The following is a 20,501-nucleotide window of genomic DNA, read 5'->3' on the forward strand; positions in this document are numbered from 1 at the left end:
TGGGACCCCTATATATGTGAGAAAAGAGAGAGAAATCATCATTACATTAATGAAAAGGAGTGTACGAATTGGGATATTTCAACCCTGAATTGATGAAAAGCAATCTAGATCAGGAAGAAACAATACAAATTGTAAAAAACTATATAAAGAGATTAGCAGAAACATGTGAAGATAAAGAGTATGCAGCGGAAATTATTGAACGTATTTACAATGAGAATACTACTTGTAAGGATACCTACTTTATTTTAGAGTGTAAAAAGCTAACATAGGTATACTATTGCAAAAAAGACACTATAGAAAGTGTCTTTTTTTACGTTGACATTCTATGAAAGAAAATGTAGTGATTAATCATAGTTTGTTGGATTCTTCTTATATATGGTGCATAACTTGAGATTGTATAATGTCTTTCCATAAATCCTCCCTTATTGAAGTAGAAGGAACATGTATACTAGGGAACAAAAAACAAAAAAAGAACATTTTAATAAGAGAACCAGATTTTATAGTAAAATAGATACCATGGTATGAATGTACGTTTTAGATATGAGCTTAATGGACCATATGCTTATAGAATTGAGAAAGAACTTAAAACAAATAGGTTGTATATTTTAAGACAGTAATGCTTCGAGCAGTATAGATGGCACGTCAATAACTTAAATGATTTAATATTCACACTATATATAAGTTAAAGTATACGACTAAGGAAAAGAGGGATTTGCAGTGTGCTGCACATTCAAGAATTAATTCTTACGTAGGGAGTGCTTATATGAAAAGTTTGAAGCATGTAATATTGCTAGTATTATGTTTCTTATGTCTAAGTGGTTGTAATCAAGAAAATGGAGCTGAGGTACAAGAATATATAAAAGAAAAACACGGTATTGATATAGTTGTAACAGATTGGAGCCCGATAAATGAAAATAATGGTGGTAATACCTACCATACTGTAAAAGAAAAAAATAACAAATATCTAAAATTCCGAGTAAAGATACAAGGTCTCCTCTATTTAAATCCAGTAGGTGATGAATACCAATACGGAAAAAAAACATTTGAGGAATATAAGAAATTCAAACCAGCTCTAGAAGAAATAGAAAAATTAGGCTACGTGGAATCTGAAACGGAAAATCCTCTTCAATATATATTAGATAATAAAGATCCAGATGAAGGAAAACCAACTAATGAATTATTATTAACTTTGCAAATGAGTAATGAGATTGACTTTAGCCAATTGAATTCAGTAGAATTAGAACGTTTATATGCTCTATTTCAACTCATTCAGAAGAATAATAAAAAGATAACAGAACTTGAAATTAAGGATCAAAATGGTAAATCTTTAGGTGGACCTTTTAAAAATGTACAAAATATAATAACAAAAGAAGAACTGTTACTAACAATGAAATCCACGATGAAAGACGCCATAAACGTTTATTGGGAAAATTGGATTAGAACGCAAACAAAAGTAGAAGAAAGATTACATGAAATGCAAAACGATCGATTTGCAATTAAAAGTATTACTTATTCAAGTTCAGATGAAGAGGATAGTCGAAAATATTTAGTGACTTTAGTTATTAATACCACCAATAATATATTTGAAAACAATCCCCTTTTAATTGAGGATTTAATCAAAGTAACCACAATCCTTAAAGAAGAACTATATAATAAAAACTTTAACATCTATTTAACCAATAAGACAGGAACAATAAATGAAAATTGGTTATCGTCAAAAGAAATCAAAGAAGCAAATAACATCGAAGATCTTGTAAAAGAAAGAAATCCTGCGAATTAAATTTAAAGTCCTTTTCATTGCTACCGATAATGAGACGTTTTGTTAATCTCGCATGAATACTCTATTTATGAGAATTTGTACTAAGTTGTCTTTGCTGATGGTACAATCAAAATCATGGAGGTTTATTATGTTGATTTTTTATGTAATACCATTTTTTCTTATATCCAGTACTTCAATATTTTTATTTTTCATGTCTGTTTCACCAAAAATTAAGGCTAAAAATCTATCATCGATAATAATCTGTTTAGCGATAAATCTACTTACAATTCCAATTTCTGGTTTGGTAGGTTCGTTTGTTTCTTATACAAATGAGGCGGCAACAGAATTTACATATAATAACCCACTTTATTTTTGGAAAGGATTTTTCTTTATTCAAATAATACCGCTTTTCATACTACTTGTAGCTTTGATACGGTGGTTTATCCTTAAGGGTAAAGAAAAAATTGAAACATAAAATTTTAAAATGATTTCCAATAATGATGCGTTATGTTAACTTCATATGTATAGAGTATACAGTCAAAAAAGTACAATACATCGCTTCTTCTAAATGGTACAATTATGGAAAAAGGGGTGGAAGAATATGTATGATTACAAATTTGTGAAAGTCGAAATTGATGGATGGAAATGGCAACCCAAAGAAGATTATAAGCGTATTATTATAGAGCATGCTGAGGATGGTTGGGAATTTGTTCAAGTCCTTACTCTAACACTCGCAGGATATACGAGTTCTTTGGAGATTATCTTCAAACGAACCAAAGAATTTCTTTAAAAAACGAAAGAGGTTTGCCTTAAATAACATACAAAAAGAACTGAAATATTTTGGGATCTAATTGTTCTCGATTTAACTTATAAGACAAATAAGCTAATATTAATCAACTTCCATATGGACAGCTTATTGTATTTTTTTGCTTAGCGTGTTTTTCTTCAAAAATGCTGGCGGTACCCAGATATTACTTAACATGGTAAAATAATATTTGGATGGGAGTCCAATACATATTATTAATATTAAAGTGGTTCAAGTCGGAGGAAGGCACCTTAGGGTGTCTTTTCTTTATTTTCTAAAGGACCTGCTCAATTAATTCTTCAAAACATAAGGTAAAGTGACCCCATTAAAATGCATGGAATGAACCCTAGTTTTACCTCTGATCTAAAGGAGGCACTATTGTTATGGGATATGGTGGTAGTTGCGGCGAAGGCTGCGGTTTTGCTGGAGGATTTGCTTTATTAGTTGTATTGTTTATTCTATTAATCATTATCGGATGCAGTTGTTTCTGCTAAAAACTATTGGAAAAGGCACCTTAAGGTGTCTTTTCTTTATGAAATTTACATTAAATTAATTAAACTTTATAAATAGATGTAGTAAAATAAAGTTGGGTGGAAACCCAGATATATTTGTGATGTAAGAGAAGTCTTATGTAGATTAAGTAGAGAGAAGGCACTTTTAGGGAAGTGTCTTTTCTCTATGCGACAAAATTATGATTAATAAAAAAGATAATTTAAAATTGGGGGGCTATATGAAAATTTGTAGTGAATGCAACTCTACTGGAATCGAGAATACCCAGTGTTGTGGAGAATGCAAAAAAAAATTTGAACTATCGAACGAAGAAATAGTAGATCTTGAACAAAAGAAACTTCAAACTAATAAAATTTCATGGATACAATTTGTTTTGGGGATATTTAGTATTGGTATTGCAACAATACTATTTGTAGGTGTTCCATTAGAGATAACAAAATCTTTAGAGTTTATTCAGAAGAATTTTAGCGCTAATAATATTAAGTTAGTAAATAATTTTTTATTGAATTTCTTTAATTTGTTAATAATAATTTTATTTATATCAATATACAAACCATTTCGTAGAATGATATTATCCATATTTAATATTAAACCTCTGTATTCATTTCGAACATATATATATATTTTCTTAGCTAATCTTATGATTATAGCGACAGATAATATAACTTATCTATATTTTTCTGATTCTGCTAATATCCAGGATAAATCCTTAGGTATAGAAAATTTACATGAGAAGACATTGATTATTTATATACTTACTATGTTATCAATTGTTGTAATTGGACCGATATGTGAAGAAATATTATATCGTGGAATTATTATTAAATTTTTTGAAGTGAAATATTCTTTTGTAGTTGGATTAATTATATCTAGTTTATTGTTTGGAATAGCTCATAATTATGATATCGGATTTATTATTTTTGCAACTATAATGGGAATTATGTATTCATTACTTTATAATAAAACTAATTCACTTTTTCCTTGTATAATTGCTCATATTACTTATAACTTATATGCATTCTTGTAAAAAATATTGAGGATACCCCAAATGGTAATTTTAAAGACTCTATTTTGAAAAAAGTTTAAATAAAATAGAGTCTCTTGTTAGAAATCTGAATTTATTTTTTATACATAACCTATTCTTCAAACCAAAACAGAACATCAATAGGCGCTTTTAAAACCTTTGCAATATCATAAGTAAGTTTGAATGAAGGGTTATATTTTCCATTTTCAAGATTGCCAATTGTTTCCCTTCTAACACCAACCTCATTAGCTAAATCTTCTTGAGACATATTTAACTTTACTCTATATTCTTTCATTCGAGTCTTAAGTGGCATCTTGCATCCCTTTCTTTTCTCTACGCTCAAATACTTCTAAATTAATTATGAATGTGCCTAAAGGTATGGAAAATGAAATTATAACGAATAACCGAATTATATGTACATTTTCAAATATAAAAACACTTAAGAGTAGTATACTGCCTAGTACTATTGCTACAAAAAAAGCTCTTGTAGCGGCGATCCGAACATGCAGCATAAAAAGCTCATCCGGTACTACTCTTGCATATGCGAAGAAGAAAAAGAAACCGAAAAAATAATATGCCCATAAAATATTACCTAAAAATGTAAGCGGACCTAAAAAGCCCAAAAAACCAAGAAATCCTAAATATGCTAATTTATTTTTCATATAAACCTCCTATGTGATATATTTCGCTCTTTATGTTATAAATATATCACATAAACTTGATAATAAAAAGGACAGAAAACAGTACAACAGTTTTATAAACGTCGCAAATTTATCTAAAAGTTACATCAATATTACTTAACATGGTAAAATAATATTTGGATGGGAGTCCAATACATATTATTAAAATTAAAGTGGTTCAAGTCGGAGGAAGGCACCGTAGGGTGTCTTTTCTTTATTTCATTTCGACATAATATGACAAAATAGTTGTGATTATATTTGTTATGATAGTTCAGGTAAATCTTATATTTTAAACGCTGGGGGATACATACTATGAACAAAAAACTATTAACAACACTTACTTGTTTCGCTTTATTTATGGGATTAGCAGCATGTTCATCTAACGAGACAGCAAGTACTTCCAAAGAATCTAAAGCTGAGCAAGAAGCACAAAAGGAAGCTGAGAAAGCGAAGAAAGCTGAAGAAAAAGGGACTGTGAAAAAGGAGAAAGCAGAACAAGAGACGGCTGAAAAGCAACGCAAACAGCAAGAAGAGGCTACAAAAAAGGAACAACCAACAACTACTTCTGGTAACACTATTAAAGGCTTAAGAGACGAACTATCCATTGGTATGCCATTTAAAGATTATCTTGCTAAAAAGAAATCATTAAATGTAGAGAATCCCTTCAGTATTTCACTCGGAAAAGGTAATGTAGGTAGTGTTCTTCAAGCTCAAGATGGAGTATTAGTTGTATGTATTGATGGAGAAAAGATATTTGATTTAAAAGTATTTAAAACTATTGACGAAGTTAAAGCGTATGAAAAAAGCTTAAAAACAAAATGAAATAACATTTAGATGGGAGTCCAATACATAGTATTGAAATTAAAGTGGCTCAAGTCGGAGGAAGGCACCTTAGGGTGTCTTTTTTATTGTGGACAAAACAATAAAAATGTATTATACAAATAATAAGATTAAAAAGAAGGTAAGTGAATATCATAATTAATTTTGAACCATTTAACCCAACTATAAATGACTTAGCAATCAAGCTGGCTATTATACTGTTTATACCGTTATTCTTAGCATTGTTTGTCAAAGTAGTACTTATGAAATTTATGAAAGAATCGATTGCTGGCAGACTAGCAAGTCTATCCTTGTTAATTTTCATGTATTATGTATTTAAATTTGTTACAGAGTAGGAAGGCACCTTAGGGTGTCTTTTTTTGTACATTTTCGACATAATATGACAATATAGCGATTAATAGTTTGTTATCATAGTTCAGGTAATCTTACATTTTAGACACCGGGGGATACATATTATGAACAATAAACTATTAATCGCACTCATAGGTTTCGTTTTAATTATGGGATTAGCAGCATGCTCATCTAACGAAACAGCAGCTAACTCTAATGACTCTAAAGCGGAAGAAAATACGAAACAAGAAGAAGAGCGACGTCAGGCGGAAAAGAAAGCAAAGCAAGAAGCAGAAGTTAAAAAACAGGAAGAAGAGAAAGCGAAGCAAGAAGCAGAAGCTCAAAGACAGGCAGAAGAAAATGCGAAGCAAGAACAAGCAGAAAGAGAAGAACAACAACGTCAAGAGCAGGAACAAGCCCGTAAACAACAAGCAGCACAAGCTCAAAAGCAACGTGAAGTGAAGCAACAAAAAAAAGAAGAACCTGAACTTTGCGGTTCGCCAGAAGTTGGAATAACATGTGAACACGTTCAAAAAGAATGGGAAAATGAGCAAAAGATTGAAAAAGAACTCAAAGAAAAAGAAGAACGCCAGGAACAAGAAGGTTTGGAGTATGCAAAAAGAAAAGCACAATCATTTGAGGATAAAGAACGAGAAAAAATGAGTTGTGATGACGCGAAAAATGTTCTTGAACAATTAAAAAATGCCGAACAGAATCCGGCCACAAAAGAAAGCATTGTAAAGTACCAAGAAAAAGTAAATATGTGTAGCAAGTAATAAAATAATATTCGGATGGGAGTCCAATACATATTATTAAAATTAAAGTGGTTCAAGTCGTAAGGCACCTTTGGGTGTCTTTTTTTATACGTGGGGTCTCGCCACATCGCTATCAAGCTAAGCTCATATAATGTCAATTATAGTAAAGGTTGTTTCTTTTTTCTAAAGGCTAGGTGTTGGGAATTGAAAGATTTGCATACGAAATAAGCCCTAATGGGTTTCATTTTTTTGATTTAAGCCGCTTGATTATCAGACATAGTACAATTGTAAACAACACCTAATATATCAAAGACTGTTTTCTTCTCATACCTATGAGATTTTCTCCCGTTTTGCTGTAGAAGATTGAACAGGCAAATTAGAATCTTTGATAGCTCTTGGGTGTCTTTCTGTATAGCTTGGAAAAGAAGAAAAAAGTAATCTTTAATCATATATAGTGCCTTATATTCACTTAGTTCTCTTTTCTTTTTCATAAGAAGTAATTGCCGCATTTGAAACATGATAGAAGAACAGAGTAGAATGGCAATCAGTTGCCCATACAAATGGCATTCTAATCGTTCTGGTTTTATCTTTTTACAATGATGAATTTGAAAGAATGATTTCCACGTTTTAAATAAAATCTCGATTTGCCAACGTAAAGAATACCAGTCATGTACCTGTCCCATCGGGACAATATCTGTAGGGGTGTTTGTCATATATACATTGATACCACTGAGTCGTTTACTACGAGGAGAATACTTCATTCCTTTCTTTTTTTCTCTTACAGCTTGATCTTGTAATCGTTTTTGTTGCTGTTGTTTGGTTAATCGGTGAACAATTACACGAGCTGGCACTTTATCAATCATTCCTACATAAGCATCAGATATTTCACATGTTTGTCCTGGTTGAAGAGAGTTCATTAAAACCTCCATATCTATCTGTATATACTCTGTACCTTTCTTTATTCTTCCATCCTGATAATAATCAGGTGATACGTAGTTTTATTAAGGAAATGAATAAGAAATTGGACGCAACAGTTGTATTAACTACTCATGATATGCAGGACATAGAAGAGCTTTGCCAGCGAATTATTATTATCGATAAAGGATCTATTATTTATGATGGGGACTTACAAGATCTAAAAGATCGTTTTTCTTATAACCGCATCCTATCTTTAGAATTAGAAGAGCACACAATGTTTGAGATTCCTGTATCATTACAAAATTACATAGTGGTACAGAAGAATAAAGTAGAAAATGAATCTCGCGTAGAGTTAAGTTTTCACACAAAGACAGTTTCATCGGAATTTGTGCTTTCTGAACTTGCAAGGCACAATAAAATATTAGATTTGACGATTTCAAACCCTAAATTAGAGACAATTATTAAAGATCTTTATCAGCATGGAGGTGAGAAATCCCTTGAGAAAATATTGGGAAATGCTTAAAGTGCAGATAAAGCTAGATACCTCATATGCAGCGTGGTATTGGGCGGGTACATTTGCAATTATCGTTAAATTATGTACGTTGTATTATTTTTGGACTGCTGTATACGAGAATAAAGAGACTGTTGGAGCACTTTCACTATCTAATATGCTAACTTATATGGTTATAGCTTTGTTATTGGAACAATACGTATCTGGTGTGGGAACCAATTTAGCGAGAATGATTAAACAAGGTGATATAGCATTGGAACTTATGAAGCCATATCATTTGTTAGATAAACTTGTAGCGATGGATATAGGGCAAAAAATTTCTAATTCTATGCGTACAACGTTCCCTATGCTACTGTTTGCCGTCTGGTTTGTAGGAATTCAACTACCACAATCAATAGAGTCTTTTCTATTATTTACGGTAAGTGTAGTTTTAGGGATTTTAATTGGAACTCAACTAGATCTTGTTATTGGTATATTAGCTTTTTGGACTATTAATATATGGGGACTTCGACTTCTACGAGAGTCTGTTCTTCAATTTTGTTCCGGAGCACTTGTACCATTATCGCTTTATCCACAATGGTTTCAAGAAATTAGTATGTTTTTGCCTTTTCAGTCTATGGTCTATATACCTGTTTCTATTTATACAGGTTCTATCTCAGGTACCCAGGCTTATACGGCAATTGTTACACAATTCATATGGTTAATCTTTATTACAGTACTTGTTAGATTTTTATGGACTTTAGCAATCCGAAAAATCACAATATTTGGGGGGTGATTGAGTTGTTGCAAACTCTAAAACGATACTCATTCTTATACATTGTCTATTTTAAGCAACACTTAAAAGTTATGATGGAATATAAAGTAGACTTTTTAATAGGAATTTCTTCAGTCTTCATTCAACAATTTGCCGCTATCTTTTTTTAAAAAAGTTGTATTCGATCATATTGAGACTTTGAAAGGGTGGAACTTTTATCAAATTCTCTTAATCTACGGTATTGCGTTTGCAGGGAGGGCAATCCATCACATTTTCTTTGATAATTTATGGACGATTGGATGGCAATACATTCGGACAGGAAATTTAGATCGTTTGCTAATCCGTCCTATTAACCCGCTGTTCCAAATTATAGCGGAGCGTGTTCAACAAGATGGAATAGGGCAACTAATAATAGGGGGAATGGTTCTTTATTATTCCATTAGTAATCTAGATATTGCAATTTCATTGGGAAATGTACTAATACTCATCATAATGATTATTTCAAGTGGTCTTATCTTTGTTGCATTAAATTTATTTTTTATAACATTTTCTTTTTGGATGACAGATAGTCTCCCTGTTGTATCAGCAGTATTCAATTTAAGTGATTTTTCGCGATATCCGATTACAATTTATAATAAAGTTATCGCATTTATCTTAACGTTTATTATTCCTTACAGTTTCACATCCTTTTATCCAGCTGCCTTTTTCTTCGATAAAGGGTATAAATGGGTATCTTTGTGTACACCACTCGTTGCTATCATACTATGTTTCATTTCTTATCGTTTTTGGAAATATGGATTAAGTGCATTCACTAGTACAGGAAGTTAATCCTAAGGATTGTGTGTAAGAAAGTCGGTTGGAAAAACAATTCGTTATATTTCTAATTAACATCGAGAGTTAATTCAGAAGGAGGTAAGCAATTGGAACTGAAAAGAGCTAGTTGTATTATTTACGTATCAAACTGTAAATCGGTATATGATTTGAGATAAATGTTGTTTGGGCTAGTAGTGTTAAATTTTCACATAAGGAGTCTAGTTATGGAGAAACAAAAGGATAAGTATGAAATTAATGTAATAACCTTATAACGTATAAAAAGACACTTTATAAAGTGTCTTTTTATATATTGACATACAATGAAAGAAAATGTAGTGATTAATCAAAATATGTTGGATGCTTCTTGGTTGATTTTATTATAACATTGATATCAATAATTTTAAATGTAATTATACATATATATAGATTAATTTATTGCTTATACATGTCGCTAGTTATCTTCTTTTTGTTTTTATAATTTTTTATTCTGTTTTGTAATAAGGATAATCAGTTAGTAAATTAGAATCAAATAAAGAATATAAAAAGAGCCATGCGAAATAATATTAATTATAGGTACTCCTTAAAGGAGGATACGATGGATCTTTTAATTAGAGAATTAAAAGTAAATGATTTAGACAGTTTATCTGAAATTGATGATAGTTTTATAGTGAGTTCTCGGTTAATTCTTTCTCTTTCAAAAGTAAATAAAAGGATAGAATATACAGTAGAAGACGTTGCAAGTTATGAGAAAAGCTATTGACATAATCAATATGATAATGAACAAGCATACAATGAATAAATAAACAAATGTCATTAATATATTTATATGTAAAAAAAGGTATTCAAAAAACTGTGCATAAAAACCTGCATTATAACAAGTTTTTAGCACAGTTTTTTTTATTTTATGCCTTTCATTAAAACTTGAATCTTTGGGGCCATAAAATATAAAATTACACTTAAAATGATTGAAAGACCACCAATTGCACCGAAATAAATAATTTCTGTTTCAGGATTATATAATCGAACTATTTGAGCATTTATAGCTTGTGCAGCTGCACTAGTTAAGAACCACAGACTCATTGTTTGAGCAGAGAAGGCAGCTGGTGCTAATTTGGTTGTAATTGATAAACCTACAGGTGATAAACAAAGTTCCCCGATTACTACTAATAGGAAGCTAATCGCTAACCACATAGGGCTTACAAGGGATTCTGTGCCATGGATATATGCAGGGATAATCATAACTAAGAAAGATAAACCAGCAAATAATAAACCAATAGCAAATTTATTAGCCGTACTTGGTTGACGTGAATTAAGCTTTACCCATAACCAAGCGAATACCGGTGCTAACAAAACAATATAAATAGGGTTTAATGATTGAAACCATGAAGATTGAAGTTCCACCCCGGCCAACTTTAATTGAGTACGCTGATCAGCATATGAAGCTAAAATGATAGCACCTTGTTCTTGAATAGCCCAAAACATTGTAGCAGCGATAAATAATGGTATGTAAGCAATTAAACGAGACTTTTCAATTTTTGTAGTTTTCGGGCTACGATACATAAAAATAAAGTAACAAGTTGGAATGAGAATCCCTAAGATACTTACTAATAAAGTGAATCGATTAATAGTTAAAATACCTGTTGGTATCGTTAAAATACAAAATAGTACTATAGCTAATGTAACAATACTAAACTGTATAATAACTTTTTTTCTTTCGATGTCTGTTAAAGGATTTGGTACTTGTGTTCCTGCTAAACCAAGATTTTTCTTTTTTGTAAGAACAAAAATAATTAATCCTAATAGCATACCAATTGCAGCAACACCAAAACCTAGGTGGAAGTTATACTTTTGACCAAGTGTCCCTATAATAAAAGGAGATAAAAGAGCTCCTAAATTAATACCCATATAGAAAATACTGAAACCTGAGTCACGTCGAGTATCTGTTTCACTATATAAATCACCAACAATGCTAGATACATTAGGTTTTAATAAACCTGTACCAAGTACTAAAAACACCATAGATATGAATAAAGTACTTATAGTCCCTGGTAGTGCTAAAATCAGGTGACCTATCATAATTAAAACTCCACCCCAAAAAATCGTTCTACTTGAACCTAATAGACGATCTGCAATCCAGCCACCAATAATGCCAGACATGTAAACGAGAGATCCATAGATGGCCATAATTGACGCTGCGGTCGCATGATCCATCCCTAAACCACCTTGTGAGATTGAATAATACATATAGTAAAGTAATATTGCTCTCATTCCATAGTAAGAGAATCGCTCCCAAAACTCTGTAAAGAATAGGGTAAACAGCCCCTTAGGGTGTCCGAAAAAACCGCTTTGCGGAACAGTACGAATAATATCGCTTTTACTAAGCTTCTCCATATGAATACACTCCTTATATTTAAATATAACAATACTAAACTAGTATAAACTAATAATTAGAAAATTAAAATAAAAATTTACTTAGTTAATTATTAGATTTTTCGTAAAAAACAAATTTTTAGTTGATTTCCAAGGAGATTTTAATTATATTATTTAATATAGATATATTGATTAAAAATGATGATAGTGTATAAATATTAATACAAACTGTAGGAGGATTTATATATTGTTAATGAAAGAAGTTTCTATAGAAGATATTTATCAGGAAATATTAGATGGAAAAAGAAATAGATTTCCTCCAAATACATGGAAAGAAGATATAGATAATAAAATGGCGCGGAGGGTATTAATATATTTGCTTAACAGTATTTTAAAATGGAGTAAGGAAGACATAAGAAAAAAATGGAACACAAAATTACTTGTAAAGTATAGGCTACGGGGATTACTCAAACATAGGTATGAAAATAGCCCTTTTAAAGCAATTAATGATTTGTATCCAAATCAGTTTAAAGAATGGGAATTTGGTATGACTCCTTTAAATTTTTGGACGAAAGAAAAAGCATTAACAATTTTGAAATGGGTTATTGAGGAAAAAGAGGGCCTTTCACAAGAAAAGCTCTTAGGATTATACGGGAAAAAATGGTTGGAAAAAAATAAGCTTGGTGCACCTCTGGCTATGTATTGGAATAGTAGCCCGTATGCAATGATTAATGATCTTTATCCAAGACGTTTTAAAGAATGGGAATTTGGTATGACTCCTAATAACTTCTGGACGAAAGAAAAAGCATTAGAAGCATTGAAATGGACTATTGAAGAAAAAGAGAGATTAACCCCTAAACAATTGCTTGATGTATACAATATAAAATGGTTAAAGACCCATGGATTAGCATCAGCATGTCAAATGTTTTGGGGGAATAGTCCGTTTAGAATGATTAATGATTTGTATAGAGACCGTTTTAAAGAATGGGAATTTAAAGTTACTCCTGTTGGATATTGGTCTAAACGTAAAGCATTAGAGGCGTTAAGATGGACTATTGAAGAAAAAGAAAAATTGGATGAAAAACAGCTATTAAAAATATTTAATCAAAAATGGCTAATAAAACAAAAATTATGGACACCATTAAAACGCTATTGGAAAGGAAGTCCCTATGAAATGCTTATTGCTCTATATCCAAATCGTTTTTCAAAAAATATGTTAAAAGGATATATGTAAAAGTAATGATTAAATTCATAATTATTGAGAAAGTTTATGATATAACATTCGGTTATTAATTTGGAGGAAGACACCTTAAAGGTGTCTTTTTTATGTATAAAAAAGTAAGATATCGCTTTGTGTAAAAGATTTCAAAATACTAAAGAGATTTCTATTCATAATTAAATAAAATCATTCATTAACTGTTCTATCTCTTTTCCTATTAGAACCAAATTTTTGCTAATTGAGATACTCCTTTTATTATCTCTTCTTCGCATAAATTACCAAATCCAAGTTGAATATGCGGATATTCTGGTAAATATTCCGAGAAATATTTTGAGCAAGGATAAACTATAATGCCATGATTATGTGCTTTTTCAATTAGCATTTTTTCACTCATTTTTGTTTTCACTTCAATAATAACGAATATTCCGGAGCTACCGCCTTTAATCTTGACATATTCCTTAAAATGCTTTGATAATTCCTTATTTAATAGATTCATTTTACGTTTATACAAAGCTTTCATCTTCCTTAAGTGCGAGTACCAATATCCTTCATTCATAAAAGTTGCCAATGTTTGCTGATGAATAGATGAGGATGTTTGTTCAAATAAAGGGAGTATCTTTTTATATTCATTAATTAGCCGCTTAGGCAAAACCATATAACTGACACGGATAGAGGGGAGGAGTGCTTTTGAAAAAGTTCCTAAATAAACCACCCTATCATTAGAATCCAAACTTTGAAGAGACGGTATAGGTTGATGGATATATCGAAATTCACTATCATAATCATCCTCAATAATATAGCCTTCCATCTTTTTGGCCCATTCAATTAACTTTAGTCTTTCATTGACAGGGATAGTCACCCCATACGGAAAGTGATGAGTAGGAGTCACATATAAAAGTCTAGAAGGCGATTTTAAAAGTAGATCGACTTGGATACCTCGTTCTTTTACAGGAATTGGATCAATAATAAATGATTGAAGAAAAAAAAGTTCCCTTGCCATGCTATATCCAGGGTCTTCTACGGCCAGATAATGATATTCTTGCTTTAATATCAGTGACAAAAGTAATAACAAATGTTGTGTGCTACTACCAATAATAATTTGTTCTACAGAAGTAGTAACTCCTCTTGATTGAAATAAGTAATCTGTTAGTGCTTTCCTTAATTTAATGTCGCCTTGTTTTTCTCCGTATGAAAACATACTAGAGTCTTTAATTATTTTGTTTGTAATCATTCTCCATTTTTTCAAAGGGAAGTTTTCTTGATCCACTGTCCCAATCTTAAAATCAATAGTTTTTATGGTAGTATGATTTGTTTCATGATGCAGTTCTCTAATAGGTTCAAAATTAAGTGTTTCATCTGATGTAATAGCCTCTACAAAAAAACCTTTTTTGTTCTCACTTCGAATATACCCCTCTGATTGCAGTTGTTCATAGGCTACCTGAGTTGTGTTTCTGCTGACTTCTAATTGGTTAGCAAGTTGTCTAATTGATGGCAACTTTTTACCTTGTTCTAATTTACCAGATAAAATCTGAGTTCGTATATATTGGTAAACTTGCTGATACATAGGATTTTTACTTTTTCGATTTATATTAAATATTAGTTCCTTCATTATTATAATACCCCATCTGTCATTTGTATTTATTGTAAACTGTCCCTTTTAGAAATGACAGTATAAATAAATAATGATTTTATAAAAAATTTACTCTAGGAGAAAATTTATGAAAATATTTATGTACATATTTTGTTTAATTGTATGGGGACTCAACTTTATTGCAGTAAAAATTCAAGGAACTCCTGTTAGCTTAGAGTTATCTTTAACCTACCGTCTGGCTATGACAGCTTTTTTATTTTTGATGCTTGTTTGTTTCCTTCGACCAAGTGGGATACCAACAAAAAAAGATATCCCATTTGTAATAGTTTTTGGTATATGTAACTTTGCATTAAGCTATTTATGCCTTTATTACGCTACAATTTTGAGTTCTGCGGCAATTGTAACATTGGTTTTTTCATTAAAGGTGATTTTGACCCCGATTGCTCTTCGAATTTTTTTAAAAGAAAAGTTGCATTCACGAGTTTTGGTTGGAGGGATTTTAGGGGTATTAGGAGTATGTATTCTTATCTATCCGAAATTGAATGATTTTCAAGGGTTCAATGATTTAAAAGGAATTATGGTTGCGCTCTTAGGTACGGTCCTTACAGCAATAGGTGATGCGAGCTCGGCACGAAATGCAAGCCATAAGGTGAACCCTATCTATGCAAATGCAATTGGATTTACAGTAGGTGGTATATTGATGGGGGGAATTGTATTATTTCAAGGACAAGAAATTACATTCCCCACATCGTTTTCATATGTATGTATGTTGTTATATTTAACTTTGTTTGCTTCTTTTGTAGCATGGTTATTCTATTTGAAGCTTGTAGAAAAAATCGGAGGAGCTCGAAGTGGGTATATGGTGGCGCTATTCCCTGTAATTGGAGGAATAGCTTCCGTTTTAATCGGTGAGTCAGATCCATCCCCGTATTTGTTTATTGGTTGTTTTTCTAGCTGTATTGGAGCGGCTATCGCATTAGGGTTTAGAACTCAAAAGCAAGATTCGAAATTAACTCTAAAAAGAGTTAATTAAGATAGGAATAAGTGTAATGGATTAGAAAATAGAGTCCATATATTTTTTGTTATTTATATTTGAATTGTGAAGGTTCTTTTGCAAAAAAAGACGTCATAAGGCACTCGAAAACTGTGTAGATAAGGATTTGTTTTTTCTGATTTAAAGAAAGTATGTATCAGCACCCTTGGGAATATATCTTAATATGCGTTCAATTTAATGTGTATTATTTCATACTCTTTTTTAAATTTCTATTTTGATAAAAGATTTAACATTGAAGTGGATACAAAATTGCAGAGATAAAATTCAGAAAGTGTACAAGAAGTATGTTAGTTTATCGAAAAAGGCCCTACAGGGGACGTAGGGCAAGTCTAAGGGTATTGAAGAATTGTCGATTCTAAAAGTATAGGACTTCTTGGAATAAAGTTTAACACATAATCCGCTAAAACCTTATATAATAATGTTACAGAAATGTGAATTACTGATTCTAAAGCACCGGCATTTAAAGCTGGAAAAGAATTAAGAGAAGCAGTGAAATAATTATACATAGTAAAAATGGATTTGATATTCATATCAAATCCTTTTTTCATTATTGGTTTAGTATAATTGCTCATCGTAGATTCTTAACAAAGGTTTAGAAACTAGATATTTTTCAGGTACTACAATCTAAAACTAATAGTTTTCTTTGTTTATGGTATTCACTTTTCCTAGCTTAACGAACATGGGTGCACTATATCATAAGAAGAAAATTAGATGTTTAGTATTAAATAAAATTAGTATCAATACAATCTTGGTCCTTTAAGGAAATCAAATTAGAGAGCAACATTTCAAAGAGTATCCTGTGATATAACTAAGGAGAATTTTAAACAAGGGGATGATGAGATGAATACATTGAAGGGGAAAGTTGCATTAGTAACAGGGGCTAGTAGGGGAATAGGACGAAGTATTGCCTTACATTTGGCACAGGCTGGTGCGTTAGTTGTAGTTCACTATAGTAAAAGAAAAGAAGAAGCAGAAAGTGTAGTGGATAAAATTAAACAAGATGGCGGTGCCGCATTTGCAATCAGTGCAGATTTAAGTACTTTTAAAGGCATTAATAACTTGTATTTAATGATGGATCAATCTCTTCAAAAACATATAGGTAATACTACATTTGATATTCTTGTAAACAATGCTGGAATTGGGCAGATTTTAACGTTAGAGGAATCTACAGAGGAGTCTTTTGATGAGGTTATGAATATTAATGTGAAGGCTCCATTTTTTATTATTCAAAAGGCTTTGCCACGTTTAAAAGATGGAGGACGGATTATCAATATTTCATCATTTGTTACACGAGTAGCTTCCCCAAGTGTTTTTGCCTACAGTATATCTAAGGGGGCAATTAATACACTTACTCATACTTTAGCACAACAACTTGGTGCTCGTGGTATTACAGTAAATGCAATTCTCCCGGGTATAATTAATACAGAAATGAACGCTGAGACATTGGGGAATAAAGATGGCCAAAAATATGCTGCAGGTTTATCGACTTTTAATAGATGGGGAGAACCTAATGATATAGCTGATATTGTAGGTTTTCTTTCTTCATCAGACAGCCGTTGGATAACTGGTGAGTTAATCGATGCAAGTGGTGGATCTTGCTTATAATGCTAGAGGAAAAGCCAAATTAAATTGAGTTGGATTTGCATCTTTATTGTTTATTTGCTAAACAACCGAACTACGCACCATTTATGAACTCTTACAAAAGTCAGCTTGATATGAGCCCAAATGTAGTATGTCAATCAAGGTAGAGAAGCCATTATGCTGTAGTAGGATTAATGGTAAGTGCAAATAGTAAAAATGCAATGAATATGCAAAATTTCATATGTAAATAGGTACCTTCTGTTAACTCTTTCACAGGGAACGAAATGTATGAAATTAGTATGATAGAATCAATTTGTATTAAATATAAATGGGATGCTTCGGGACAGCAAAATGGACAATTCAAATATCAAAATACATCTACAAATGCACCTTGGAATACATTATCTACGTCATTAAATATTAAATAAGCTAACAGAAGAATCTAATGTTAATTTTTGGTTGGTTGCAATATTTAATGTTTAGGTAATTAAAGGAGGCTACGTTTTTTGGTGGGCTCTTTTAACCTAATGATAAGATATGTGCAAATTCATAAGCTATTTTATCCAATTGTTACGTTACATGTTTACATAATGTTATTCCTGTAAACAAATTTATGGTTAATAGTGTGAGTAATTAAGGAGATTAATATATTGAAAAATCAAAAAATATTAAAGAAGTCTTTTAGCATCCTAATCTTAAACTATATATTTATGAATTTTTATAATATTTTTAGCCAACATTTAGTCACAAATCATACGATACTCTTACAAAATACTATAATTTGGTTAGTAATAGTAGTGAAAAAAACATTAAACATAACTAGGTAGTATAGATAATGTTATTTTTTTACATAATTTGTTTAATAGTATGTATATCGTTATTATTCAATGTAACTAAAATAATTTAAAAGGAGATAGGAAGTCATGTTTAAAGAAAAAACAAATGGAAGACTAAAAAAGATTGTTATGTTTACTGCGGCTTGCACCATGATGTCAATGTATGGGGCACCAATTTCTAGTACAGAGGCAGCAATCCGATCTCATGCCCCATCAGTTTATGTAACACCACAAAATACTGCTTCTTCAGATATTATTAGCATAGACTGGTCACCAGTCCAAACAGCTCCTTATACGTATTGGGCTGTGCATAATTGGAATCAGGGGGGAGAGGGTGGTGGTTATGCTGGTTTCCAACAACAAAGTGGTTTTGATCAAAACGGTAAACGTACCCTTCACTTTGCGCTTTGGGATCCAATAGCATCAAACCAAGCAATAAAAGCTGAATATTTATCGCCGACTTCAGAAGCCAGTAGATTTGGTGGGGAAGGAACAGGTCTGAAGGTCCAAACAACTTATAATTGGAAAGATAGTGAATGGTATCGAATGACTCTACGTTCTTGGCAAGAAGATGGCCATACAAAGTTTGGCCAGTGGATAAAAGATAATAAATTAAATGAATGGAAGTTAGTTGCTATTATGGATCATCCAGTTGCGAATGTTGCATTTAATTATGGTCTATCCATGTTTCAAGAAGACTGGGCTGGTAATGGACAAGATGTAAGAGAAGCACGCCTAAAAAATGGATACAGTAGAAAAATTTCAGATAAACAATGGAATTCTTGGAATAATCAGCGTATCAGTGGACAACATGATACATCTTATCAATACGATGGAGGAGCAACTTCAGAATATTTATGGGTTAAGGCAGGAGGAAATACTCAATCAACGATTGGTACTGGAAAAACTTTTACTATAAATCAGCCTAGTCAACCAGAAATGGGAAATTTAGATTTTGATATTCAAAATATTCGCTTTGAAGCTGAAAAATTAAATGTGTCTTGGGAATTGAAAGAACAAAGTACCCCACAGTTTAAAGGGAAAATTGAAATCTATGACAATGAAAAGTTAATGGGACAACCTTTGAAAGTAATTGATAATATTAAGTCCTACCAAACTGAGGTAAGTAAAACTATGCAATTGCCTCAAACGGCTTTTGCTAAAATTACATTAACAGACATATTTGATCGAACTGTAGAGAAAAAAGTAGAAATTACAAATGGAAATTCTGATATTTTAGTAGGGAACCAATTTGCATGGTCCCTAAAAGGATATAGTGATCGAGAAATTGCAAAAGTAGATTATAATAAAGCGGCAGAAGAGCTGAAAATCAAATTAGAAGCTGGTGTACCGCATTCTTACTTCAATAGCACATATGCAAGTATTAAGGTCCAAAACTCATCTGGTAGCGTACTATACAATAAGGAAATCGTGGGGAATAGACAACAAAATACCGAAACCCAAACTGTGTCTGTAAAAGTAGGGGATTACATTGAATTAACTCATATAGAAGGAGACGCAGTAAAGGAAAAGACACGCGCAACATTAACGAATCTTGAAAATAACAAAAATGAGACTATTGGAAAGACAGCAAGGTATCAGGTTACAAAACAGGGATTAAAGAAAGTAGAAAAAATGCCAGAGACAACAATTCTAGATGGAAACCAATTTGCATGGTCATTAAAAGGATATAGTGATCGAGAAATTGCAAAAGTAGATTATAATAAAACAGCAGAAGAGCTGAAAATCAAATTAGAAGCTGGTGTACCGCATTCTTACTTTAATAGTACATATGCAAGTATTAAGGTCCAAGGCTCATCCGGTAGCGTTATGTACAATAAGGAAATCATGGGAAATAGACAACAAAATGCTGAAACCCAAACAGTACCTATAAAAATGGGGGATTATATAGAATTTACTCATATAGAAGGGGAAGCAGCAAAGGAAAAAACGCGAGCGACTTTAACTAACCTTGAGAATGGAAAACAGGAATATATAGGTAAGAAAAGAACATATCAGGTTACATCCACAGGATTAATAAGAAAATAGATGTATTAAAAAGTTGGGGGAATCCCCAACTTTTTCTGTAGAAATGGAAGAATAACCGTTTCTGTAAAGAAATCTGTGTGAGTTTTTGAAACGAACACATAG

General features: G+C 31.7%; 19 protein-coding genes and 4 pseudogenes. 18 read left to right on the top strand and 5 right to left on the bottom strand.

The window, feature by feature from the left end:
• Nucleotides 1-68: 68 nt before the first annotated feature.
• The 6 genes from ACXY7N_RS16350 to ACXY7N_RS16375 all read left to right on the top strand — a co-directional run bounded on the left by ACXY7N_RS16350 (nucleotide 69) and on the right by ACXY7N_RS16375 (nucleotide 4,101).
• Nucleotides 69-269 (top strand): hypothetical protein, encoded by a 201-nt coding sequence (locus ACXY7N_RS16350; protein ID WP_116363802.1) that lies wholly within the window; start codon nucleotides 69-71, stop codon nucleotides 267-269.
• A 494-nt stretch (nucleotides 270-763) separates the two neighbouring features.
• On the top strand, nucleotides 764-1,780 hold the full coding sequence (locus ACXY7N_RS16355; protein ID WP_488592477.1) for a hypothetical protein: 1,017 nt from the start codon (nucleotides 764-766) through the stop codon (nucleotides 1,778-1,780).
• A gap of 127 nt (nucleotides 1,781-1,907) precedes the next feature.
• Nucleotides 1,908-2,234 (top strand): hypothetical protein, encoded by a 327-nt coding sequence (locus ACXY7N_RS16360; RefSeq protein WP_016089763.1) that lies wholly within the window; start codon nucleotides 1,908-1,910, stop codon nucleotides 2,232-2,234.
• Nucleotides 2,235-2,360: 126 nt separating this feature from the next.
• Entirely contained in the window at nucleotides 2,361-2,549 is a 189-nt protein-coding gene (locus ACXY7N_RS16365) for a DUF4177 domain-containing protein (RefSeq protein WP_016089762.1), read from the top strand.
• A gap of 398 nt (nucleotides 2,550-2,947) precedes the next feature.
• Nucleotides 2,948-3,058: a YjcZ family sporulation protein gene (locus ACXY7N_RS16370; RefSeq protein WP_000540371.1), complete on the top strand. Its 111-nt coding sequence runs from the start codon at nucleotides 2,948-2,950 to the stop codon at nucleotides 3,056-3,058.
• 236 nt (nucleotides 3,059-3,294) lie between these two features.
• Complete coding sequence (locus ACXY7N_RS16375) at nucleotides 3,295-4,101, top strand: CPBP family intramembrane glutamic endopeptidase (RefSeq protein WP_016135665.1); 807 nt, start codon at nucleotides 3,295-3,297, stop codon at nucleotides 4,099-4,101.
• 109 nt (nucleotides 4,102-4,210) lie between these two features.
• On the opposite strand, the gene ACXY7N_RS16380 is transcribed toward ACXY7N_RS16375, so the two are convergent.
• Together ACXY7N_RS16380 and ACXY7N_RS16385 are read right to left on the bottom strand one after the other, a co-directional pair.
• On the bottom strand, nucleotides 4,211-4,411 hold the full coding sequence (locus tag ACXY7N_RS16380) for a helix-turn-helix transcriptional regulator (protein ID WP_016089760.1): 201 nt from the start codon (nucleotides 4,409-4,411) through the stop codon (nucleotides 4,211-4,213).
• Nucleotides 4,401-4,760 (bottom strand): DUF3796 domain-containing protein, encoded by a 360-nt coding sequence (locus tag ACXY7N_RS16385; protein ID WP_016089759.1) that lies wholly within the window; start codon nucleotides 4,758-4,760, stop codon nucleotides 4,401-4,403. The genes ACXY7N_RS16380 and ACXY7N_RS16385 overlap by 11 nt, the downstream gene beginning before the upstream one ends.
• Nucleotides 4,761-5,090: 330 nt before the next feature.
• Here ACXY7N_RS16385 and ACXY7N_RS16390 point away from each other — a divergent pair, with 330 nt between their 5' ends.
• The 3 genes from ACXY7N_RS16390 to ACXY7N_RS16400 all read left to right on the top strand — a co-directional run bounded on the left by ACXY7N_RS16390 (nucleotide 5,091) and on the right by ACXY7N_RS16400 (nucleotide 6,724).
• The gene (locus ACXY7N_RS16390) at nucleotides 5,091-5,600 is read left to right on the top strand and encodes a hypothetical protein (RefSeq protein ID WP_016089758.1); all 510 of its coding nucleotides are present in this window, start codon (nucleotides 5,091-5,093) and stop codon (nucleotides 5,598-5,600) included.
• A 143-nt stretch (nucleotides 5,601-5,743) separates the two neighbouring features.
• Entirely contained in the window at nucleotides 5,744-5,953 is a 210-nt protein-coding gene (locus ACXY7N_RS16395; protein WP_048894675.1) for a hypothetical protein, read from the top strand.
• A 120-nt stretch (nucleotides 5,954-6,073) separates the two neighbouring features.
• On the top strand, nucleotides 6,074-6,724 hold the full coding sequence (locus tag ACXY7N_RS16400; RefSeq protein ID WP_098413057.1) for a hypothetical protein: 651 nt from the start codon (nucleotides 6,074-6,076) through the stop codon (nucleotides 6,722-6,724).
• Between the two features lie 233 nt (nucleotides 6,725-6,957).
• Here the strand turns inward: ACXY7N_RS16400 and ACXY7N_RS16405 are convergent.
• Nucleotides 6,958-7,692: pseudogene (locus ACXY7N_RS16405) on the bottom strand (IS4 family transposase); the annotation flags it as partial.
• A gap of 32 nt (nucleotides 7,693-7,724) precedes the next feature.
• Between ACXY7N_RS16405 and ACXY7N_RS16410 the strand changes: the two are divergent.
• The 4 genes and pseudogenes from ACXY7N_RS16410 to ACXY7N_RS16425 all read left to right on the top strand — a co-directional run.
• On the top strand, nucleotides 7,725-8,144 hold the full coding sequence (locus ACXY7N_RS16410; protein WP_488592478.1) for a hypothetical protein: 420 nt from the start codon (nucleotides 7,725-7,727) through the stop codon (nucleotides 8,142-8,144).
• Entirely contained in the window at nucleotides 8,119-8,907 is a 789-nt protein-coding gene (locus ACXY7N_RS16415; protein WP_016089751.1) for an ABC transporter permease, read from the top strand. The genes ACXY7N_RS16410 and ACXY7N_RS16415 overlap by 26 nt, the downstream gene beginning before the upstream one ends.
• Nucleotides 8,908-8,912: 5 nt before the next feature.
• Nucleotides 8,913-9,714 (top strand): annotated as a pseudogene (locus ACXY7N_RS16420) (ABC transporter permease).
• Between the two features lie 580 nt (nucleotides 9,715-10,294).
• A pseudogene (locus ACXY7N_RS16425) lies at nucleotides 10,295-10,456 on the top strand (GNAT family N-acetyltransferase); the annotation flags it as partial.
• A 140-nt stretch (nucleotides 10,457-10,596) separates the two neighbouring features.
• Here ACXY7N_RS16425 and ACXY7N_RS16430 read toward each other — a convergent pair.
• The gene (locus ACXY7N_RS16430) at nucleotides 10,597-12,090 is read right to left on the bottom strand and encodes a peptide MFS transporter (RefSeq protein ID WP_088083971.1); all 1,494 of its coding nucleotides are present in this window, start codon (nucleotides 12,088-12,090) and stop codon (nucleotides 10,597-10,599) included.
• Between the two features lie 226 nt (nucleotides 12,091-12,316).
• Between ACXY7N_RS16430 and ACXY7N_RS16435 the strand changes: the two genes are divergently transcribed.
• Nucleotides 12,317-13,303, top strand: coding sequence for a DUF4046 domain-containing protein (locus ACXY7N_RS16435; protein ID WP_016135659.1), 987 nt, complete (start codon nucleotides 12,317-12,319; stop codon nucleotides 13,301-13,303).
• Nucleotides 13,304-13,505: 202 nt separating this feature from the next.
• On the opposite strand, the gene pdxR is transcribed toward ACXY7N_RS16435, so the two are convergent.
• Nucleotides 13,506-14,897 (bottom strand): MocR-like pyridoxine biosynthesis transcription factor PdxR, encoded by a 1,392-nt coding sequence (pdxR, locus tag ACXY7N_RS16440; RefSeq protein WP_098405258.1) that lies wholly within the window; start codon nucleotides 14,895-14,897, stop codon nucleotides 13,506-13,508.
• Between the two features lie 109 nt (nucleotides 14,898-15,006).
• Here pdxR and ACXY7N_RS16445 point away from each other — a divergent pair, with 109 nt between their 5' ends.
• From ACXY7N_RS16445 to ACXY7N_RS16460, 4 genes and pseudogenes are all read left to right on the top strand, one after another.
• Nucleotides 15,007-15,912 (top strand): DMT family transporter, encoded by a 906-nt coding sequence (locus ACXY7N_RS16445; protein WP_016089746.1) that lies wholly within the window; start codon nucleotides 15,007-15,009, stop codon nucleotides 15,910-15,912.
• Nucleotides 15,913-16,773: 861 nt separating this feature from the next.
• A complete protein-coding gene (locus ACXY7N_RS16450) occupies nucleotides 16,774-17,538 on the top strand; it encodes an SDR family oxidoreductase (RefSeq protein ID WP_016089744.1) in 765 nt (254 codons plus the stop codon).
• A 296-nt stretch (nucleotides 17,539-17,834) separates the two neighbouring features.
• A pseudogene (locus ACXY7N_RS16455) lies at nucleotides 17,835-17,942 on the top strand (DUF4879 domain-containing protein); the annotation flags it as partial.
• A gap of 495 nt (nucleotides 17,943-18,437) precedes the next feature.
• Nucleotides 18,438-20,399: a DUF3472 domain-containing protein gene (locus ACXY7N_RS16460; protein WP_488592479.1), complete on the top strand. Its 1,962-nt coding sequence runs from the start codon at nucleotides 18,438-18,440 to the stop codon at nucleotides 20,397-20,399.
• Nucleotides 20,400-20,501 lie beyond the last annotated feature (102 nt).

The sequence above is a fragment of the Bacillus sp. 5w2 genome (assembly GCF_054353775.1).